This is a genomic window from Schumannella sp. 10F1B-5-1 (assembly GCF_006517535.1).
GTDB lineage: Bacteria > Actinomycetota > Actinomycetes > Actinomycetales > Microbacteriaceae > Schumannella.
On the sequence record NZ_VHQH01000040.1, the window covers coordinates 155,175 to 173,260 of the forward strand.

Below are 18,086 nucleotides of genomic sequence, written 5' to 3' on the forward strand. Positions count from 1 at the left end.
CCACCAGCCCCGCCATCCTGAGGAACCTGTGACCGCTTCCGACCGTGCTCTCGAGCTTCTCCGCATCGCCGCCCTCGCCGCGGACGACAAGCAGGCCGAGGACCTGGTCGCACTGGATGTCACCGGTCCGCTTCCGCTGACCGACGTCTTCCTGCTCGCGACCGGCCGCAACGAGCGCAACGTGGTGGCGATCGCCTCGGAGATCGAGGACAAGCTCATCGAGGCGGGCGCGAAGCCGCTGCGTCGCGAGGGCCGCTCCGAGGGCCGCTGGGTGCTGATCGACTTCGGCGACCTGGTCGTGCACGTCTTCCACGAGGAGGACCGCTCGTACTACTCGCTCGAGCGCCTCTGGAAGGACTGCCCGGCGATCGCGCTCGACCTGCCGGCGCACGACGAGCAGCGCGCCTGACCTGGCGCGCGCGCTCAACCTGCATCGACTGCAGGATCTGGGCTGATCCACAAGGCCGCCTGCGAGGGTGACGGGCATGAGATGCCCGAACGACGAAGCCACCCTCGTGATGAGCGAGCGCAACGGGATCGAGATCGACTACTGCCCGGAGTGCCGCGGCGTGTGGCTCGACCGTGGCGAGCTCGACAAGATCATCGACCGTGCCTCGGCGCCGGCCACCGGTGCCGCATCCGCCGCCCCGGCCGCGCCCGTCGCCCCGGTTCAGCCGGTCGCCCAGCCCGCCGTGCAGGTGCAGCAGGCCGCGCCGCCGCCGCCGGCTCAGCCCGCCTACGACCCGCGCTACGACGGTGGCCGCTATGACGATCGCCGCTACGACGACCGGCGCTACGACAACCGCGGCGGATACGACCCCCGCTACGGCGGACAGCAGCCGCACCGCAAGAAGAAGAACTGGCTGTCGGAGCTGTTCGACGACTGACCCGTCCCTTCGCCGGGATGTGGGCGGGGCGGCGACGATGGGGTCGTCGCCTCGCTCCGCTCGCGGCGTCCCGTTCACCGGGTGGTCATCGAGCCTCGAGATCTGTTGTAGGCTGTGATGGTTGCCCCGCACGGGGTCACGGGCCTGTGGCGCAGTTGGTAGCGCACCTGCATGGCATGCAGGGGGTCAGGGGTTCGAATCCCCTCAGGTCCACCGAATCGCTGCGAGAGCAGCACCGAAGCCCCGCATCGTGCGGGGCTTTCGCTTTCCCGGCGCAGTCCTCTCGTGCGGCAGGCGACGCTATTCTTTGTCGCCGCACGATTGCGCCGCGGCCTCGTCGACATCTCGTTGCCGCTTCGCGATTTCCGCGGCGACGGCTCGGTACGACGCGACCACCAATGCCATTCCGCTGGCTCCTGCGATAACACCGATCGCCACCAGGCCAGGTGCTGCCTCAGCGGCGCCTGCTCGCTTGGCGAGCTCCACGAGCTGCGCAGGTCCTCCTACTGCCTTCGCGGACTCCACAATTGCCTGGTAGTCACCCAAGTTGCTCATCGATTTCCCTTTCGTTGTTTTCAAACCAAATTAGAGCGCATCCGTCGGCGAATCACAAGGTTCGGGTAACATCTTGGTATGACGAAAGTGGTTGCTCGGCTGGTCAGCGTCTCTTGGTGGCCCGGTAGCGACCTCGTGCCGGCGGGGCTTACCTACTTCAGCCCGCCGCAAGGACTTCCGGCGTGCGACCTAGAGGGCAACGTGAACGCATTCGAAGCAGGGCGACGGCTCGCAAGGCAAGTGGTGCCGCCGTTGATCGAGACCGGCGGTCATGTCGATACTGAGCCGGTCGCATTCTTCATCGACGACTCAGGAAGTGTGGTGCTTGTGTTTACGGCTGTTGGACCGCCTGCCGCTGGCCTCATTGATGCTGACGGAGCTCTGGTGCAGGATCCCTCTACGTCGCATTGGCGCGTGCTTGATTCGGACCGCGTTGACGACGAACCGAAGGAAATTGAGCTTGTTCGGCACCACTGGCGCGAGCAGCTGGCGACCACCTCTGCGCTATGCGACTTTCTGCCGAAGTACTTCACTGCCTCCCAGGCGCGCTCTGCATTCGACGGATTATGGGGCGGCCCTCAGGACGCTGCCAACTTCTACCGGTGGCTGCATCGCGACAACGCGGATGCCTTCTTAAGGGTAGGTCCGGTGACCGAGGTCGCTGGCGAGCAAGAAGATGTTGTGGCTAACGCGATTGCCGAGTCGGCCGGACTTGGAGTGCAGGTGGGGCGTGCGCTGAGCGCGGGCGTCACCGCTCTCACGGCGAGTTCGAAGCTCTCCGCTCTGGGCGCCGCCGCAAGTGTGGTGCCATTTGTAGCTCTCGCCGCGGCAAGAATCTACATTTCCACGAAGCAACAGCGAGGTCCCGCGCCACAGCTCTTCGTGCGATCGGCTCCAGAACGAATTCGACTCGAGTCCCCGTACGGGCCCCGGCCAGTTCACTAGGGCGCCGCGCATCTTCTTCATGAGCGGGGCGCCTACCGATGCCCGCGTTCTCGGGTCTGGATACCGCCAACGAGCGGCGTTGGGTGGACGCGTGGCGGCCGATCGGCGCCGCACGATCCTGCGCCAGCCGGTCTCCGGGGCAGCCCCGAATCACCCCGACGTTTAACGCAACCGAAACCTGGACGATGCTCGCGTCTGCCTACACTGACGCCACGCTACCCACGACGGTCGAGCCCAGGGCCGTCACGCCGCTGACGTCGTGCCCGCGCACCCGAAGTACCACGCGCATCCCGAGTTCCCCGACTCGAAAAGCGGACCTCCCCCATGACCGCTCTGCCCTGCGCTGCCCTCTCCCCGGGCGGCGCCTCATGAGCCCCCGCCACCTCGCCCTCGTGCGCCTGCTGGCCGTGTTCGTGGTCGCCTTCGGCCTCGTCTACCTCGGCTGGCGCTGGAGCTCGACCATCCCGTGGTCGGCCTGGTGGATCGGCGTGCCCCTCGTGATCGCCGAGACCTACAGCCTCGGCGAATCGGTGCTCTACGCGCTCACGATGTGGAACGCGAAGCGCCGCCCCAGCGCTCCCGCCGCGCTGCCCGGCCGCACGGTCGACGTCTTCATCACGACCTACAACGAGCCGCTCGAGCTCGTGCTCAACACGGCCATCCACGCTCGCGACCTGACCTACCCGCACGAGACCTGGATCCTCGACGACGGCGACCGGCCCGAGTTCCGTCGCGCCGCCGAGGAGATCGGCGTCGGCTACATCACCCGCGGCCCCGAGTGGCACGGTCGCCAGCGCTTCGCCAAGGCCGGCAACATCAACAACGCGCTCTACAGCACGGCCGGCGAGTTCATCGCGATCCTGGATGCCGACCAGGTTCCCGAGACCCGGTTCCTCGACCGGGTGCTGGGCTACTTCGACGACGAGGCCGTCGCCTTCGTGCAGACGCCGCAGTCGTTCTGGAACGTCGACCGCGCCGACCCGCTCGGCAGCGGCGCCGAGCTGTTCTACGGCCCGATCCAGCAGGGCAAGGACGGCTGGGGTGCGGCGTTCTTCTGCGGCTCCAACGCCGTGCTGCGCCGCGAGGCGATCATGGCGCTCGGCCTCACCCGCTTCTCGCGCAGCGCCCGCGGCCGCATGCGCCAGGCCCTGCGCCAGGCCCGCTCGCGCCTCACCGACCTGCAGAGCCGGCTCGCCCTGCGCGACCCGGCCCAGCTGCCGATCCTCGACCGGGCGCTCGCCGCGCTCGCGATCGCCGAGCGACAGCACCGCACCGGCGAGGTGCTCAGCGAGATCTCCTGGGAGCTGCAGCGCGGCATCCGCTCGGCCGTGATCGACGGCGACGAAGAGGCCTCGGCCGCCGTGATCGGCGAGCTGGATGCGGCGGTCGAGTCGGTCGAGGTCGCGCGCACCGACCAGGCGCTCGCCGTGCACGCGCTCGACACCTCGAGCATCACCGAGGACATGGCGACCGCGATGCACCTGCACGCGATGGGCTGGACGAGCGTCTACCACCACGAGGTGCTCGTGCACGGGCTCGCGCCCGAGGACGTGCGCACGATGCTCACCCAGCGCAAGCGCTGGGCATCCGGCTCGATGCAGGTCTTCTTCGCCGAGAACCCGCTGTTCCTCAAGGGGCTCAGCCTCGCGCAGCGCTTCATGTACCTCGCCACGATGACGAGCTACCTCAACGGCTTCGCGGCCCTCGTCTACATCGCGGCGCCGATCGTGTTCCTCACCACCGGGATCTTCCCGCTCGCGGCCGACGCGAGCGTGTTCCTGCTCTACTTCGTGCCGATGTTCCTGACCTGCCAGCTGCTGTTCCAGGCGGCGGGGCGCGGGTCGAGCGGACTGTGGCGCGGTCAGCAGATGTCGTTCGCCCTGTTCCCGACCTGGATCTCGGCGACGCTCTCGGGCGCCGCGGCATCCCTGCTCGGCAAGCACCTCTCGTTCTCGGTCACCGCCAAGTCGAAGCAGGGCGACGGCGGTGCCGACTACCGCGCCATCTGGCCCCAGCTTCTCGCGATCGGCCTGCTGGCGGTCGCCGCCGGCATCGGCATCGTGCGCGCCGCGACAGGGGATGCACCTCTCATCGCGACGCTGCTGACCCTGCTGTGGGTCGCTCTCGATTTCGTGCTCATCGGATCGATGGTGCGCGCGGCCCGCTACCGCGGCCCCTCGTCCGACGTCGTCGATCCGCTGCCGCCGACCGACGAGCACCGCCGTGTGCTCGCCCTTCTGGCGAAGGAGTCCGCCGCCCGCGCCGAGGCGCGCCGCCCGGACTCGCCCGCCTCCCTGCCCGCCTCCGACTGACCGGACCGCCCTCCGGCCCCGACCTCCCCGAATACCCGGCTCCTCCGAAACGCACCTCCCGCACCACCGCTCCACCCGCGTCCCCGCGCATCCCGAGCACCCCTCTCGCCCCCGCACCACCGAAACCCCCAGGAGATCCCCGTGTCGCTGCTCACCGCTCCCGTCACGAGCACCGCCCCGCTCGCCGTCGACCTCGAGGTCGACGGAGCCCTCGACGCCGCCGCCGTCCTGCGGCTGCGCCGCGACGTCGTCGCCTCGCAGGTCGACGGACCCGCCATCGTGCTGGTCGACGTCACCGGCGTCGACCGCGTCACCGCGTCCGGCATCGCCGGACTGCTCGAGCTGCTGCGCATCGCCCGGTCCGCCGGGGGAGAGCTGCGCGTCGTCGGCGAGTCCGCCGGCCTCGCCACGGCCCGCGCCGCGCTGCAGCTCACCACCGTCGTGGCCGTCTACCGCGGACGCGCGCATGCCCTCGCCGGAATCGCCTGAGCCCGGCTTCGTCGGCCACCCGCCGACGAAGCGCCGGCGGCCGAGCCTGCTCGTGCCGCTGGTCATCATGGCGCTCGTGGCGGGCGGCATCGCGGTCGGCTCGAACCAGCTCGCCTCGCAGGCCATCTCCCCGGTCGCGAGCACGCGCGACTGCCTCGCCGGCGATCGCGCCGCGCTCGTGCCCGAGACCGGCGTGCTGTTCGGCGTCAACCTCGACTGGGACACCGAGACGCTCGCCGAGCACGCCGAGAACATCGGTCACAAGGCCGCCGTCAGCGTGCAGTTCAGCGACATCCCCTATGACCGGGCGACCTGGCAGCACACGCTCGGCGCCGTCGAGCAGGTCAAGGCGAACGGCGGCATCCTGCTGCTGACGCTCGAGCCGCACGGCGGGCTGCTCACGATGAGCGACACCGTCATCCAGCGGCTCGCGAAGGATCTGCGCGACATCAACGCCGACGGCGTTCCGGTGATCGTGCGGTTCGCGCACGAGATGAACGGCTCCTGGTACGCCTGGGGGCAGCAGCCCGAGCTCTATGTCGAGACGTTTCGCCGGGTCGCCGAGGCCGTGCACGAGCGCGCGCCGCTGACGTCGATGATGTGGGCGCCGAACTACGGTGGCGGCTATCCGTTCACCGGCGGTCAGTTCGCGGCGCAGCCCGGCACGGCCGACTTCGCCGATCTCGACACCGACGGCGACGGCGTGCTCACGATGTCGGACGACAGCTACGCCCCCTACTTCCCGGGGGATGACGCGGTCGACTGGGTGGGCATCTCGCTCTACCACTGGGGCAATCAGCGGCCGTGGGGCGACAACGACATCGCCGAGCCGGACAAGTTCGCCGACATGCTGACCGGCACCTACAACGGCACGGCGGGTGACGACGCGGCGATCCCCGACTTCTACCAGGTCTATGGCGTCGACCACGATCACCCGGTCGCGATCCCCGAGACGGCGGCGATCTACACGCCGTCGCGCGGCGACGAACCGGGCAGCTCGAGCGAGCTCGCCGTCAAGAGCGCCTGGTGGGACCAGGTGTTCTCCGACGACATCCCGAACGAGTTCCCGCAGCTCAAGATGATCAACTGGTTCGAGTGGAAGAAGGTCGAGGTCGAGATCGACGACACCGTCGACTGGCGGGCGGCGAGCAGCAAGGCCACCCGCTCGGCGTTCGCGAAGGCCCTGCCCTCCTGGCTCGACTACGCCGACGACGTGAAGGCCTGCTGAGCGCCGGGGTCCCGCGACGGGCGGTGACGCGGTCGGGCGGTGACGCGGTCGGCGCGGGTAACGTCGAGCGCGGAGGATCCATGAGCGACAACGTGACCACCGGCGCCGGCGGGCGCGCGATCAGCGCGGCGCAGATCGACGTGCTCGCCGACGGCGAGGTGTTCGTCTTCGGCTCGAATCCGGCCGGGCACCACGCGGCCGGCGCCGCCCGCTTCGCCGTCGAGCGCTTCGGCGCCGTCGTCGGCGAGGGGCATGGGATGCACGGCCGCAGCTACGCGATCGACACCATGAGCGGGTTGCCGGTGCTGCGCGCCGAGGCGGCGACGTTCCTCTCCTTCGCGGCCGCGCATCCCGAGCTGACCTTCCTCGTGACCGAGGTCGGCTGCGGCATCGCCGGGTACGTGCCCGAGGAGGTCGCGCCGGCGTTCGCGGGCGCCGGGGCGAACGTGGCGCTGCCGGCGTCGTTCGCCGCGGTGCTCGACGAGGCCGCGCCGGGGGAGCCCGGCGTCGCGCCGGGGGAGTAGCCCGCGGGATGCCGCCCGCCTACACTGCGGGCATGGCGGCGCCGACGACGATCGACGAGTACCTGGCGGGATTCCCCGACGATAAGCGCGCCGTGCTGCAGCAGATGCGGGAGCGCATCCTGAGCGTCAGGCCCGACGCGGTCGAGATGATCAAGTACGGCATGCCGACCTTCGAGATGCCGAACGGCTACCGCATGTATTTCGCGGGCTGGGCGAAGCACATCGGCGTCTACCCGGTGCCGCGCGGCGACGACGACTTCGAGACGGCCGTCGCGCCCTATCGGCACGCGAAGGACACCGTGCGGTTCGCGTTGCGGGAGCCGGTGCCGCGGGAGCTCGTCGACCGCATCACGGCGCACATCGCCGCGCGCCGCGCCTCCTGACTGACCAATCCGGGACGGGGCCGTCAGCGAGAGAGCAGGTCGCGCAGGGCGTCGAGCGCCGGCACCTGACCGGTCACGAGCAGCGAGCGGGCGTCGTCGAGCGCGACCCAGCGGGCGTCGTCGATCTCGGGGAAGCTCTGCATCCGACCCGAGCGGGGCGGCCACTCGGTCTCGAAGCTGTTGCTGCGCACCGCATCCACCTCGAACCCCGGCGCGCGGGCGGTGAACACCGTCACGACCTTGCCCGAGCGCTGGCGGAACTCGCCGAGCGGCACGCAGTCGTCGGCCGCGACGGGCGCGGGCGCGCCGATCTCCTCGGTGAACTCGCGTAGCGCCGCCTCCAGCGGAGCCTCGTCGTCGTCGAACTCGCCCTTCGGGATCGACCAGGCGTGCTCCTGCTTGCGCGCCCAGAACGGCCCGCCCATGTGCGCGATGAAGACCTCGAGCGCGTCAGGGCTCCCGCGGTGGAGCAGAAGGCCGGCGCTGCGCATCACGGTTCCGCCGTCTGCTCCGCCGCCGAATCCGAGACCGCCGCCGACCGCCGCTCAGACGGCAGCGGTCACCGCCGTCGCCTTGACCAGGATCGGCATGTGGTCGCTCGCGCCCTTCGGCAGCGACGCGACGCTGCCGATGTGCATCTTGAGCGAGGTGACGAAGTCGAAGTGCCCGCGGATGTAGCGGTAGCGCTTGTAGGTGTGCGAGTCGCTGAAGGTGAGCGCGTGGCCCGAGCGGTCCATCTGCTTCTGCAGGCCGCCGTGGAACAGAGGGTAGTTGTAGTCGCCGACCATGAGCATCGGCACCTCGGGCGCCCACTCGGCGAGCAGCTGGTGCGACAGCTTGATCTGGCGGCGGCGGGCCGAGTTCATCGTGGTCAGCGGCGCGGCGTGGAACGACGCGACCACGACCTCCTCGTCGGTGGCGCGGTCGACGAGCTTGATCGCCAGCAGGCGCTCCTCGCCGGGCGACATGAGGTAGTCGTGGAACGACTTGGGCAGCGTGAAGACGGCGGTCTCGAGCGCCGAGAAGGCGTCTTCGCGGTGGTAGATCGCCAGGCCCAGACGGTTGCGCTCGGTCGACGCCGCGCGGTGCAGGGGGCCGATCGTGGCGGGCAGCTTGCTGCTGTCGCACTCCTGCAGGCACAGCACGTCGAGCTCGTGCTCGAGCGCGAGCTGCTCGAGCTCGTGGGCGGCGGCGTTCTTCCAGAGGTTATAGCTGCCGATGCGGAGTTCAGACGGCACGGATCTGCTTTCGTCGTGGGGAGGTCACGGGAGTCGAGGGAGCTCCCGCCGGGCATTCGGAGCGCCGGCGCCGGAGGCTCGGTTCATTCTGTCGTGTTTCGACGCTAGACCGCGCACCCGCGACCGAGGGGGAGTCTCACCGGGCACCCAGGAGGCTCATCAGCGTGCACGCCACGTTCGACGCCGTTCGGGCATCTCCCCTAGATCAGCAGAGCTCCCGCAGACGCGAGATCCCTCGACAGCTGCTCGTCGGCGGGCAGGTCGCTGATGACCGCGGTGATCGCGTCGAATGGCAGCACTGTGTGGCGGGACGCGACTCCGAGCTTCTCCTGGCTGCCGAGCACGTAGGTGTCGGCAGCGCGGGACGCGAGAGCGCGCTTCATCGCGGCTTCTTCCGGATCGCCGGTCGTCAGTCCGGCGGAGGGGTGCACCCCCGTGACGCCCAGGAAGAAGATGTCCGCGCCGATGCGGCTAGCCGCCTCCACAGCTGTGGCGCCGCAGGCGACGGCGGAGTGCTTCAACAGCTGACCGCCGATCAGGAACACGTCGGCGTCGTGATCGAGGAGCGCGCCGGCGATGGTGGGGCTGTGCGTGATGATGGCGCACGGGAAGTCTCGTGGCAGCGCTTCGACCATCGCGAGCGTGGTCGTGCCGCCGTCGAGAATGATCGTGGATCCGGGGTCGATCAGCTCGATGGCCCGGGTGGCGATGCGCCGCTTGCTCTCCGTCGCCACCGTCGTCCGCGTGGCGTAGTCCGCGACGGCAGGGGAAGCCGGGAGCGCGCCTCCGTAGACACGGACCGCGAGGCCGGCTGCGTCCAGCTCGCGGAGATCCCGTCGGATGCTGTCTTCGGACACGCCCAACTCCACGGCGGTCTCCTTGGCGATGATCCGGCCCGCTGTGCGCAACCTCTGCAGAATCAGTTCCTTCCGCGCCGCTGCCAGCATGCACGATCCTTCCCGTTGTTGCACGTTTGTGTGTATTGTGACGATGGTGTCCCACCCTATGATGATCCTCATCGCCGGCCCCTACTCCTCCGGTACCGGAGGAGACGAGTCGCTGATTGCGCAGAATCTGGCTCGGCTCGAGAAGGCGGCATGGCCGATCTTCCTCGCCGGGCACGTTCCGATGATCGGCGAATGGGCCGCGCTCCCGATCCTCGCGAGCGCGAGCGCCAACGGAGTCGCGGCGGCCGATGCGGGTGCGCTGGCCGGTCAGGTGATGTACCCCACGGCGGCGCGACTGCTCCAGCACTGCGACGCGGTCCTGCGTCTCCCGGGCGAATCGCGCGGCGCCGACCAGGACGTCGCGATCGCCCGAGAGCGCGGGCTTCCTGTGTACTTCGCGCTCGACCACATCCCCGGCGTCGAATCGGTCGTCGCATGAGCATCGCGTTCATGATCACCACGCTCGTCGTCGTGATGACCCCCGGAACGGGCGCGATCTACAGCATCGCCACCGGCCTCTCCCAGGGGCGCCGCGCCGGTGTCGTCGCCGCGCTCGGCTGCGCGATCGGGGTGGTTCCGCACATGATCGCGGCGATCACCGGCCTCGCCGCCGTGCTGAACGCCTCGGCGATCGCCTTCGAGTGCGTGAGGTGGTTCGGCGTCGCCTATCTGCTGTTCCTGGCTTGGCAAGCTGCCCGCGACGATTCGGCGATCGCACTCGAGGGTGACGCCGCGGCGCCCGCGTCGCCCTGGCGGATCATCCGCACCGCGGTGCTCATCAACGTCCTCAATCCCAAGCTGACGATCTTCTTCTTCGCGTTCCTCCCGCAGTTCGTCCCCGCCGGCACCGAGAACGAGTCGTTGCACATGATCGGGCTGAGCCTCGTGTTCATGCTCGCGACCTTCATCGTCTTCGCCTTCTATGGAGCGTTCGCTGCGGGAGTGCGGAAGCACATCGTCCGCCGGCCGCGCGTGACAGTGTGGATTCGTCGTTCGTTCGCCGCGACGTACGTGCTCCTCGCGGGCCGCCTCGCGATCGAGAGCCGCTGAGGCGCGACCGAGGGTCTGCTGGTCGGCGTCGACGTCGGCATCCCGCTCCGGCGGTGACGCGCTCCACGTGCCGTATCGTGGCGACGTGTTCGTGGTGGTTCTGGACTACGTCGTGCCGCTCGACGAGGTCGATGCCGCGCTGGAAGCTCACGCTGAATGGCTCGATGAGCACTACGCGACCGGCTTGTTCCTCGCATCGGGACGCCGAAGCCCTCGGGTCGGCGGCGTGATCTTCGCTGCTGGTTCTGCGGCGGCCGTCGCCGCAGCCGTCGCTGCGGACCCTTTCGCGACTCGCGGGATCGCGACGCATACCGTGATCGAGTTCCATCCGAGCCGCTTCGCTGGTGCGTTCGATTCGGCTTCCGTGCGTGAGTCGCTCGCAGCGCCTGCCGTGTGACCGATCGGGCTGGTCGGCTGCCGCCGGTTCCGGCGTCGTCGCGGGGGCCCGTGTCGGCCAGCTGGCCGATCAGGCATGCTCGCCGGTTCAGAGATCGAGGCGTGCGAGCAATGCTGCGAGGGCGGCTCGCTCGGCATCCGTCAGATCCTGAAGAAGTCGATGCTCTGTCTCGAGATGATCTGGCAGCACGCGGTCGACGAGGGCCTGTCCCTGCTCCGTCAGGTCGACGAGCTTGCCGCGTCCGTCTTCCGGGTCCGGTCGCCGACGGATGAGTCCGGCTGACTCGAGCCGGTTGAGTCGCTGTGCGACGGCGCCGGTCGTGATCATCGCCTCGGCGGCGAGTTCGGCCGGCGTGAGCTGGAACGGCGGACCTTGTCGACGGAGCGTGGCGAGGACGTCGAAAGTCGATCCGTCGATGCTGTGTTTCTTGAACGTGGTGGATAGCTCGGCGTCGACCTTCGCCGTCACGCGAGAGAGTCGACCGATCACCGCCATCGGCGAGGGATCCAGATCGGGTCTCTCCGATCGCCATTGTTCGAGGATGCGATCCACGTGATCCATGCGTCGACCTTAGTATCTTGGCGCTAAGCTAGAGTAGCTTCGTGCTAAGCAAAATGTCGATCATCGCCATCACAGCGCTCGCGCCGACGCTGTGGGGGACCACCTACTTCGTCACGAGCACGTTCCTCCCGGCCGGGCATCCCTTGCTCATCGCGACCATGAGGGCTCTGCCGGCGGGCCTCATCCTGCTCGTGTTCGCGCGTCGGCTGCCATACGGAGCGTGGTGGTGGCGCTCCCTGGTGCTCGGCGCACTCAATATCGCGGCCTTCTTCGCGTGTCTCTTCATCGCCGCCGGACGCCTGCCGGGCGGCGTCGCCGCGGTCGTGGGCGGGATACAGCCGATTCTGGTCGCCGTCCTCGCGTCGAGACTTCTCGGCGAACGACTGAGTCGGCGTGTGATCGTGAGCGGCGCAGCTGGTGTGGTCGGAGTGGCGCTGATCGTGTTGCGTCCGGCTGCGGCTCTCGATGCGGTCGGCGTGGTCGCCGCGCTCCTCGGGGCATCATCGATGGCTCTCGGGGTGGTGCTCTCGAAGCGCTGGGCCGGCGAGGTGCCTCCGCTCGTGTCGACATCATGGCAGCTCGTCGCGGGCGGACTCATGCTCGCCGTGATCGCGGCGCTGGCGGAGCCGCTCCCGAAGCTCCACCTCGAACCCGGCACTGTCCTCGGCTTCGCGTACCTCACCGTCGCGGGGACCGCCTTCGCCTACGTCATCTGGTTTCGCGGGCTGGCGGCGCTGCCGGCGAGAGCGCCGTCGTTTCTGGGGCTGCTGAGTCCGATCGTCGCCCTGGCGATCGGCATCTCGATCGCGGGCGAGCGCCTCGTCGCGGCCCAGGGGTTCGGAGTCGCGCTGGTCGTCGGAGCCATTGGCGTCGCCGTGTCGGGGCGCGCGAGGCGTGCGCGGCGCGCGGACGGGGGTGGCCTGGCCTCTCCATGAGTCGCCGGCGGGAATGCCGCACAGTGACTCGGCGTTGCGCATGTCGATGCAAACGCATGAAGATGGAGCCATCATGAGCGACAGCACGAACGACACCGCCGCCGGCACCGACTCGGCGGACGCCGCCGCGACCGCCGAGTCCGGCATCCCCGCCGGATTCGAGGCCGTCGAGTTCGGTCTCGGCACCTTCGGCGACGTGAGCGCCGACGACGACGGCAGCCCGGTGCCGCACGCCCAGGTCATCCGCGACGTCGTCGAGCAGGCCGTGCTCGCCGACCGGGTCGGCGTCGACGCGATCGCGATCGGCGAGCACCACCGCGACGACTTCGCCATCACGGCGCCCGAGGTCGTGCTGGCCGCGATCGCCGCGCGCACCGAGCGCATCCGTCTCGCCAGCGGCGTCACGGTGCTGAGCTCCGACGAGCCCGTGCGGGTCTTCGAGCGCTTCGCGACGGTGGATGCGCTGTCGCACGGCCGCGCCGAGGTGCAGCTGGGTCGCGGCTCGTTCACCGAGTCGTTCCCGCTGTTCGGCTTCCCGCTCACCGACTACGAGGTGCTGTTCGAGGAGAAGCTCGACCTGTTCGCCCACCTGCTCAAGGAGGGGCCGGTGACCTGGAGCGGCACCGTGCGCCCGCCGCTGAGCGAGCAGGAGGTGTTCCCCAAGACCGAGTCGGGACGCATCCGCACCTGGATCGGCGTCGGCGGCAGCCCCGAGTCGGTCATCCGCGCGGCCCGTTACGGCCTGCCGCTCATGCTCGCGATCATCGGCGGTGAGCCGATGCGCTTCGCGCCCTACGCGCAGCTCTACCGCCGCGCGCTCGGCCAGCTCGAGAGCGCGCCCCTGCCGATCGGCGTGCACTCGCCCGGCTTCATCGCCGAGACCGACGAGCAGGCCCGCGAGATCCTCTGGCCGCACTACCAGGTGATGAACGCGCGCATCGGCGCCGAGCGCGGCTGGCCGCCGATCACTCGCGACCGCTTCGAGGCCGAGGTCGAGCACGGCTCGCTCTACGTCGGATCGCCCGAGACGGTCGCCGCGAAGATCGCCGCGACCGTGCAGGGGCTCGGCATCCAGCGCTTCGACCTGAAGTACACCTCGGGCCCGGTGCCGCACCGCCACCTGATGGAGGCCGTGCGTCTCTATGGCGAGGAGGTCGTGCCGCGCGTCAAGGAGATCCTGGCGGCCGAGCCCACGGCCGCGCCGGCGCTCAGCTGAACAGGCGCTCGTCGAGCCAGCGGTTGCGCAGCTTGCCGCGCGGATCCATCCGGTCGGCGAGCGCACGCCAGTCGTCGAGGTGCGGATAGAGCGCCTCGAGGTCGCGCTGCGCCGTCAGCTTGCCCCAGTGCGGGCGCGAGCCGAGCGACACGAGCCGCTCCTCGACCTGCGGGATCAGGCGGCCGACCTCGGCCGGGTGGTGCTTCCAGGTGAAGCCGATCGTGAGCGTGTCCGTTGCGGATGCGCCGCTCAGCCACTGGGTCTCGGCCGCCGTCGTGCGGATCTCGGCCACGTGCAGGTGCGGCTCGATCGCCTCGCCGAGCTCGCGCACGAGCTCGAGCGCCTCGCGGGCGCGCGCCCGCGGCACGAACCACTCCGACTGCAGCTCGTCGCCGACGCTCGGCGTCGCGTCGATGCGGAAGTGCGGCAGCCGCAGGTGCCAGGGGCCGGGCACGCCGCCGACCTCGGTCGACGACGAGGGCTCGGCCCCCGGCTCGGCGGGCGCCACGGGCACGCGCCGGGCGCCCAGCAGCTCCTCGGGCAGCTCGCGCTCGGTCGACTTCACGAGCGCCGAGCCGAAGTCGTCGCCGACCCAGCGGGTGAAGGCGCACACGCTGTAGGCGGCGCCGAAGAGCTCGTCGAGCCGGTCGAGCACATCGCCCCAGTGGAGGGTCTCGTAGCTGTCCTGCCGCACCTCGAAGGTCGGCAGCAGATCGAGCGTCAGGCGCGTCGCGAGTCCCAGCGCGCCGAGCGACACGACCGCGCCGTCGAAGCCGTCGTCGCCGCGGGCGATCCGGGTCGTGCCGCCGTCGCTCGTGACCAGCTCGACCGCGCTCACCGACGCGCTGAGCGGCGGGTTCGCATCCCCCGAGCCGTGCGTGCCCGTCGCGGTGGCTCCGCCGACCGAGATGTGCGGCAGCGAACCCAGGTTCTTCAGCGCGAAGCCGGCGGCGTGGATGCGCGGCGCCACCTCGCCGTAGCGCACCCCCGCATCCACGGTCACGGTCTGCGCGTCGGGATCGAGTTCGAACACCCGCGGCAGCGCTGTCATGTCGATCAGGTCGCCCGTCGTGTCGGCGATCGAGCTGAAGCTGTGCCGGGTGCCGAGCGGTCGCAGGCCGCGGCTGGCGGCCACGATGCCGCGCAGCTGCGCGATCGAGGTCGGGCAGTGAAGTTCGCGGGCGGAGTAGACGAGGTTGCGTCCCCAGTTGAGCTCGTCGGCCATGCATTCAGCGTAGACAGCCGACCTCGGGCGACGCAGATCCCGCTCTCCCGCCCGCACTACAGTCGGAGCATGACCGCCACGGCGCCGCACTCCGACTCGCCCGCCGGGTCGGAGCAGGATCCCGCCGAGGCCCCGTCGCCCGCTCGGCGGGTGCGCCGCTGGCGTCGTCGCGGACGTCGCGGTCCCGCTGAGGAGGACCTCTACCGCACTCGCCGATACCGCGGCGCGACCTTCTTCACGAGCCGCGTCGGCCACCAGGATCTGACCGTCGTGCTGAAGCGTTTCCCCGTGCGCGAGGGTGTCGACGACGTCACCGCGCCCGTGTTCGTGCTCGTGCACGGGCTCGGCGTCTCGTCACGCTACTTCCAGCCGCTCGCTGCCGAGCTCGCGGCCGTCGGAAGGGTGTACCTCGTCGACCTTCCTGGCTACGGCGCGGCACCCGATCCGCGACGCGATGTCGGGCTCGGCGACCACGCCGACGCGCTCGGCGCCGTCATCGCGCACATCGCGGACCGGTGGCCGGCCGCGGGACCGCCGATCGTCGTCGGCCACTCGATGGGCTCCAACGTGGTCGCGCTGCTCGCGCAGCGGCAACCCGACGTCGCCGAACGCATCGTGCTCATGGCGCCCACGCTCGAACCCGTACGGCGCCGGTTCCGCTCCGCACTGGGCCGTCTGCTCGCCGATGCGCCGCGCGAGACGCCGACCGTGTTCTTCATCGCGCTGACCGATTACCTCATCCGGTGCGGCCTGCGCTACATGCTCGCTCAGACGCCGCACCTGCTCGCCGACGAGCCCGAGCTGCGGATGCCGGATCTTCGGGCCCGCGTGCTCGTCATCTGCGGCGACCGCGACGTGATCGTCAGCGTCGCGTGGGGGCAGAAGTTCGCCGAGGGCCTGCGCGACGGCGAGTACCGGACGGTCAAGGGCCCCCACGTGGTCATGCACACCGACCCGAGGCAGATCGCGAAGCACATCGCGGAGTGGGCGAGGTGATGGCGACGTCGATGAGCGGCGAGGAGATGCGCGTCCCGTCGACAGCGCGCTCGTGGGCGGTGCGCCCGCGATGACCGCCGCCTCGCCCGGCCGCCGCGTGCGCTTCCTGCTGCGCGACTACCCCTGGGCGCTGCGCGCGCGGGCGCGGGGACTCCACGTGCCGGTGCCGAGCCGCTGGGCCGAGGGCGACCGCGCGCCGATCGTGCTCATCCCCGGCGTCTACGAGACGTGGAACTACCTCGAGGCCGTCGGCGACCGCCTGGCCCGGGCCGGGCATCCGGTCATCGCGCTGCCCTCGCTGCGCTGGAACTCGGGCCCGATCCCCGAGACGGCGACCGAGGTCTGGCGCGAGATCGTCGAGCGCGACCTGCGCGACGTCATCCTCGTGGCGCATTCCAAGGGCGGCATCATCGGCAAGCACCTGCTGGCGATCGACGACACCGAGCAGCGCATCGACCGGATGGTGACGATGGCGAGCCCCTTCGGCGGTTCCCGCATGGCGCGGTTCATGCCGCAGCGGGCGCTGCAGGAGTTCCGCATCGGCGACCCGCTGCTGACCGCGCTCGCCGCGGAGTCGCGCGTCAACGCCCGCATCACCTCGATCTACCCCGTCGTCGACCCGCACGTGCCCGAGGGCAGCCGACTCGAGGGCGCCGTGAACGTGCCGCTGCGCATGGCCGGGCACTTCCAGCTGCTGTTCGACGAGCGCGGCATCCAGGCCGTGGTCGACGCGGTCGACGGCGCCGCGCGGCCCGACGTCTGAGCGCGGGCGAGCGCGACGTCGGTGACCCGCAATAGTGTGCGGGCATGACCCGAGAGCAGCGGCTGGTGCTGGCGATCGCCGTGCTGGCGTCGTTCGTCTCCTTCCTCGACGGCACCGTCGTCACGGTCGCCCTGGCGCACATCCGCGAGGAGCTGGGCGGCGGGCTCGCGGCGCAGCAGTGGATCGTGGATGCGTACCTCATCACGCTCGGCGCCCTCATCCTGGTCGCCGGCTCGATCAGCGACGTCTACGGCCGCATCCGGGTGCTCTGGGTCGGCCTGATCGTCTTCGGCGTGACCTCGGTCGCGATCGCCGCGGCGCCGACGGTCGAGTTCCTCATCGTGGCCCGCGCGCTGCAGGGCGTGGGCGGCGCGCTGCTCGTGCCGAGCTCGCTCGCGCTCATCACCTCGACCTTCAGCGGCGCGGCCCAGTCGAGGGCGATCGGACTGTGGACCGGCCTCACGACGGTCGCGATGATCGCCGGACCGGTGATCGGCGGCGTGTTCGTCGACCTGCTCAGCTGGCGGCTCGTCTTCCTCATCAACGTGATCCCGATCGCGGTGGTCTTCGTGCTGCTCGTGCGCCTGCACCGGCGCGACGAGCGCACGCCCGAGGCGAACGTGGATGTGCTGGGCGCCGTGCTCGGCACGCTCGGCCTGGCCGGCATCGTCTTCGCGCTCATCGAGCAGCCGAACCTGGGCTGGGGGAGCCCGCTCATCCTGGTGACCGCGATCGGCGGGGCCGCGGCGTTCATCGGATTCCTGGTGCACCAGTTCCGCGCGAAGCAGCCGATGATGCCGCCCTCGCTGTTCCGGGTGCGTGACTTCGCCTGGGGCAACCTGGCGACGACCTTCATCTACGCGGCGCTCTCGCTCAGCAGCTTCCTCATCGGCGTCTACCTGCAGCAGGGGCTCGGCGTCGCGGCGACGCTCGCCGGTCTGGCCTCGCTGCCGTCGACGATCATCATGATCGCGCTGAGCTCACGCGTCGGCGCGCTCGCCGGCCGCTGGGGCTCGCGCTGGTTCATGACGGCGGGCCCGATCCTCGCCGCGGGCGGCACGCTGCTCTATCTGCTCATCACGCCCGACTTCCACTTCGGCCGCGACTACTGGCTGCAGCTGCTGCCGGGCGTGCTCGTGTTCGGCATCGGCCTCACGCTGACCGTGTCGCCGCTCACCTCGGCGGTGCTCGGCGCGATCGAGCCCGGCCGCTCGGGCATCGCCTCGGCGGTCAACAACGCGATCGCCCGCGTCGCCGGCCTCGTCGCGATCGCGCTGCTCTCGGTCATCGTCGGCGGCCAGCTCGACTTCGACGGCTTCCGCCGCGGGGTGATCGTCTCGGCCGTGCTGCTCGCGCTCGGCGGGGTCGTGTCGGCGATCGGCATCCGCGACCGCAAGCCGGCCGCGGTCGAGTAGGTCTGTCGAGGAGGTCGGTC

22 protein-coding genes and 1 tRNA gene are annotated in these 18,086 nt (G+C 70.2%); 17 read left to right on the top strand and 6 right to left on the bottom strand.

Annotation, left to right across the window (positions count from 1 at the left end):
- The first annotated feature begins 28 nt into the window (after positions 1-28).
- The 3 genes from rsfS (at position 29) to FJ658_RS14220 (ending at position 1,100) form a co-directional block, all read left to right on the top strand.
- Complete coding sequence (gene rsfS / locus FJ658_RS14210) at positions 29-409, top strand: ribosome silencing factor (protein WP_141146047.1); 381 nt, start codon at positions 29-31, stop codon at positions 407-409.
- Between the two features lie 76 nt (positions 410-485).
- Positions 486-887: a zf-TFIIB domain-containing protein gene (locus FJ658_RS14215; protein WP_141146048.1), complete on the top strand. Its 402-nt coding sequence runs from the start codon at positions 486-488 to the stop codon at positions 885-887.
- 140 nt (positions 888-1,027) lie between these two features.
- Positions 1,028-1,100, top strand: a tRNA-Ala gene (locus FJ658_RS14220).
- 87 nt (positions 1,101-1,187) lie between these two features.
- On the opposite strand, the gene FJ658_RS16670 is transcribed toward FJ658_RS14220, so the two are convergent.
- On the bottom strand, positions 1,188-1,373 hold the full coding sequence (locus FJ658_RS16670) for a hypothetical protein (protein ID WP_141146049.1): 186 nt from the start codon (positions 1,371-1,373) through the stop codon (positions 1,188-1,190).
- Between the two features lie 147 nt (positions 1,374-1,520).
- On the opposite strand from FJ658_RS16670, the gene FJ658_RS14230 reads away from it, so the two are divergent.
- From FJ658_RS14230 to FJ658_RS14255, 6 genes are all read left to right on the top strand, one after another.
- On the top strand, positions 1,521-2,387 hold the full coding sequence (locus tag FJ658_RS14230; RefSeq protein WP_141146050.1) for a hypothetical protein: 867 nt from the start codon (positions 1,521-1,523) through the stop codon (positions 2,385-2,387).
- Between the two features lie 368 nt (positions 2,388-2,755).
- Positions 2,756-4,699: a glycosyltransferase gene (locus FJ658_RS14235; protein ID WP_141146051.1), complete on the top strand. Its 1,944-nt coding sequence runs from the start codon at positions 2,756-2,758 to the stop codon at positions 4,697-4,699.
- Positions 4,700-4,840: 141 nt separating this feature from the next.
- Positions 4,841-5,188, top strand: a complete 348-nt coding sequence (locus FJ658_RS14240; RefSeq protein WP_181408463.1) for an STAS domain-containing protein — start codon at positions 4,841-4,843, stop codon at positions 5,186-5,188.
- Positions 5,166-6,416: a glycoside hydrolase family 26 protein gene (locus FJ658_RS14245; protein ID WP_141146053.1), complete on the top strand. Its 1,251-nt coding sequence runs from the start codon at positions 5,166-5,168 to the stop codon at positions 6,414-6,416. The genes FJ658_RS14240 and FJ658_RS14245 overlap by 23 nt, the downstream gene beginning before the upstream one ends.
- Before the next feature lie 80 nt (positions 6,417-6,496).
- Positions 6,497-6,940, top strand: coding sequence for a hypothetical protein (locus FJ658_RS14250; RefSeq protein ID WP_219995779.1), 444 nt, complete (start codon positions 6,497-6,499; stop codon positions 6,938-6,940).
- 32 nt (positions 6,941-6,972) lie between these two features.
- Positions 6,973-7,323 carry an iron chaperone gene (locus FJ658_RS14255; protein WP_141146054.1) on the top strand — a complete coding sequence of 117 codons (351 nt, stop codon included), beginning with the start codon at positions 6,973-6,975 and terminating at the stop codon, positions 7,321-7,323.
- A 23-nt stretch (positions 7,324-7,346) separates the two neighbouring features.
- Here the strand turns inward: FJ658_RS14255 and FJ658_RS14260 are convergent, their stop codons facing one another.
- The 3 genes from FJ658_RS14260 to FJ658_RS14270 all read right to left on the bottom strand — a co-directional run bounded on the left by FJ658_RS14260 (position 7,347) and on the right by FJ658_RS14270 (position 9,508).
- On the bottom strand, positions 7,347-7,814 hold the full coding sequence (locus FJ658_RS14260; protein WP_141146188.1) for an NUDIX domain-containing protein: 468 nt from the start codon (positions 7,812-7,814) through the stop codon (positions 7,347-7,349).
- A gap of 54 nt (positions 7,815-7,868) precedes the next feature.
- Positions 7,869-8,561 carry an endonuclease/exonuclease/phosphatase family protein gene (locus FJ658_RS14265; RefSeq protein WP_141146055.1) on the bottom strand — a complete coding sequence of 231 codons (693 nt, stop codon included), beginning with the start codon at positions 8,559-8,561 and terminating at the stop codon, positions 7,869-7,871.
- Between the two features lie 200 nt (positions 8,562-8,761).
- A complete protein-coding gene (locus FJ658_RS14270; RefSeq protein WP_141146056.1) occupies positions 8,762-9,508 on the bottom strand; it encodes a DeoR/GlpR family DNA-binding transcription regulator in 747 nt (248 codons plus the stop codon).
- Here FJ658_RS14270 and FJ658_RS14275 point away from each other — a divergent pair.
- From FJ658_RS14275 to FJ658_RS14285, 3 genes are all read left to right on the top strand, one after another.
- On the top strand, positions 9,507-9,947 hold the full coding sequence (locus FJ658_RS14275) for a DUF4406 domain-containing protein (RefSeq protein WP_255447751.1): 441 nt from the start codon (positions 9,507-9,509) through the stop codon (positions 9,945-9,947). The genes FJ658_RS14270 and FJ658_RS14275 overlap by 2 nt on opposite strands.
- Positions 9,944-10,558 (top strand): LysE family translocator, encoded by a 615-nt coding sequence (locus FJ658_RS14280; RefSeq protein ID WP_141146057.1) that lies wholly within the window; start codon positions 9,944-9,946, stop codon positions 10,556-10,558. The genes FJ658_RS14275 and FJ658_RS14280 overlap by 4 nt, the downstream gene beginning before the upstream one ends.
- 85 nt (positions 10,559-10,643) lie before the next feature.
- On the top strand, positions 10,644-10,955 hold the full coding sequence (locus FJ658_RS14285; protein ID WP_141146058.1) for a YciI family protein: 312 nt from the start codon (positions 10,644-10,646) through the stop codon (positions 10,953-10,955).
- Positions 10,956-11,042: 87 nt separating this feature from the next.
- Here the strand turns inward: FJ658_RS14285 and FJ658_RS14290 are convergent, their stop codons facing one another.
- The gene (locus FJ658_RS14290; protein WP_141146059.1) at positions 11,043-11,516 is read right to left on the bottom strand and encodes a MarR family winged helix-turn-helix transcriptional regulator; all 474 of its coding nucleotides are present in this window, start codon (positions 11,514-11,516) and stop codon (positions 11,043-11,045) included.
- Between the two features lie 53 nt (positions 11,517-11,569).
- Between FJ658_RS14290 and FJ658_RS14295 the strand changes: the two genes are divergently transcribed.
- Both FJ658_RS14295 and FJ658_RS14300 read left to right on the top strand, forming a co-directional pair.
- On the top strand, positions 11,570-12,451 hold the full coding sequence (locus tag FJ658_RS14295; RefSeq protein WP_141146190.1) for an EamA family transporter: 882 nt from the start codon (positions 11,570-11,572) through the stop codon (positions 12,449-12,451).
- 73 nt (positions 12,452-12,524) lie between these two features.
- Positions 12,525-13,667: an LLM class flavin-dependent oxidoreductase gene (locus tag FJ658_RS14300; protein ID WP_141146060.1), complete on the top strand. Its 1,143-nt coding sequence runs from the start codon at positions 12,525-12,527 to the stop codon at positions 13,665-13,667.
- Here FJ658_RS14300 and FJ658_RS14305 read toward each other — a convergent pair.
- On the bottom strand, positions 13,660-14,892 hold the full coding sequence (locus FJ658_RS14305) for an FAD-binding protein (protein WP_141146061.1): 1,233 nt from the start codon (positions 14,890-14,892) through the stop codon (positions 13,660-13,662). The two genes, FJ658_RS14300 and FJ658_RS14305, sit on opposite strands and share 8 nt — an antisense overlap.
- Before the next feature lie 69 nt (positions 14,893-14,961).
- Between FJ658_RS14305 and FJ658_RS14310 the strand changes: the two genes are divergently transcribed.
- The 3 genes from FJ658_RS14310 to FJ658_RS14320 all read left to right on the top strand — a co-directional run bounded on the left by FJ658_RS14310 (position 14,962) and on the right by FJ658_RS14320 (position 18,066).
- Positions 14,962-15,888 (top strand): alpha/beta fold hydrolase, encoded by a 927-nt coding sequence (locus FJ658_RS14310; RefSeq protein WP_141146062.1) that lies wholly within the window; start codon positions 14,962-14,964, stop codon positions 15,886-15,888.
- Between the two features lie 70 nt (positions 15,889-15,958).
- Positions 15,959-16,651 (top strand): triacylglycerol lipase, encoded by a 693-nt coding sequence (locus FJ658_RS14315; protein ID WP_141146063.1) that lies wholly within the window; start codon positions 15,959-15,961, stop codon positions 16,649-16,651.
- Between the two features lie 44 nt (positions 16,652-16,695).
- Positions 16,696-18,066 carry a DHA2 family efflux MFS transporter permease subunit gene (locus FJ658_RS14320; RefSeq protein WP_141146064.1) on the top strand — a complete coding sequence of 457 codons (1,371 nt, stop codon included), beginning with the start codon at positions 16,696-16,698 and terminating at the stop codon, positions 18,064-18,066.
- Positions 18,067-18,086: the final 20 nt, after the last annotated feature.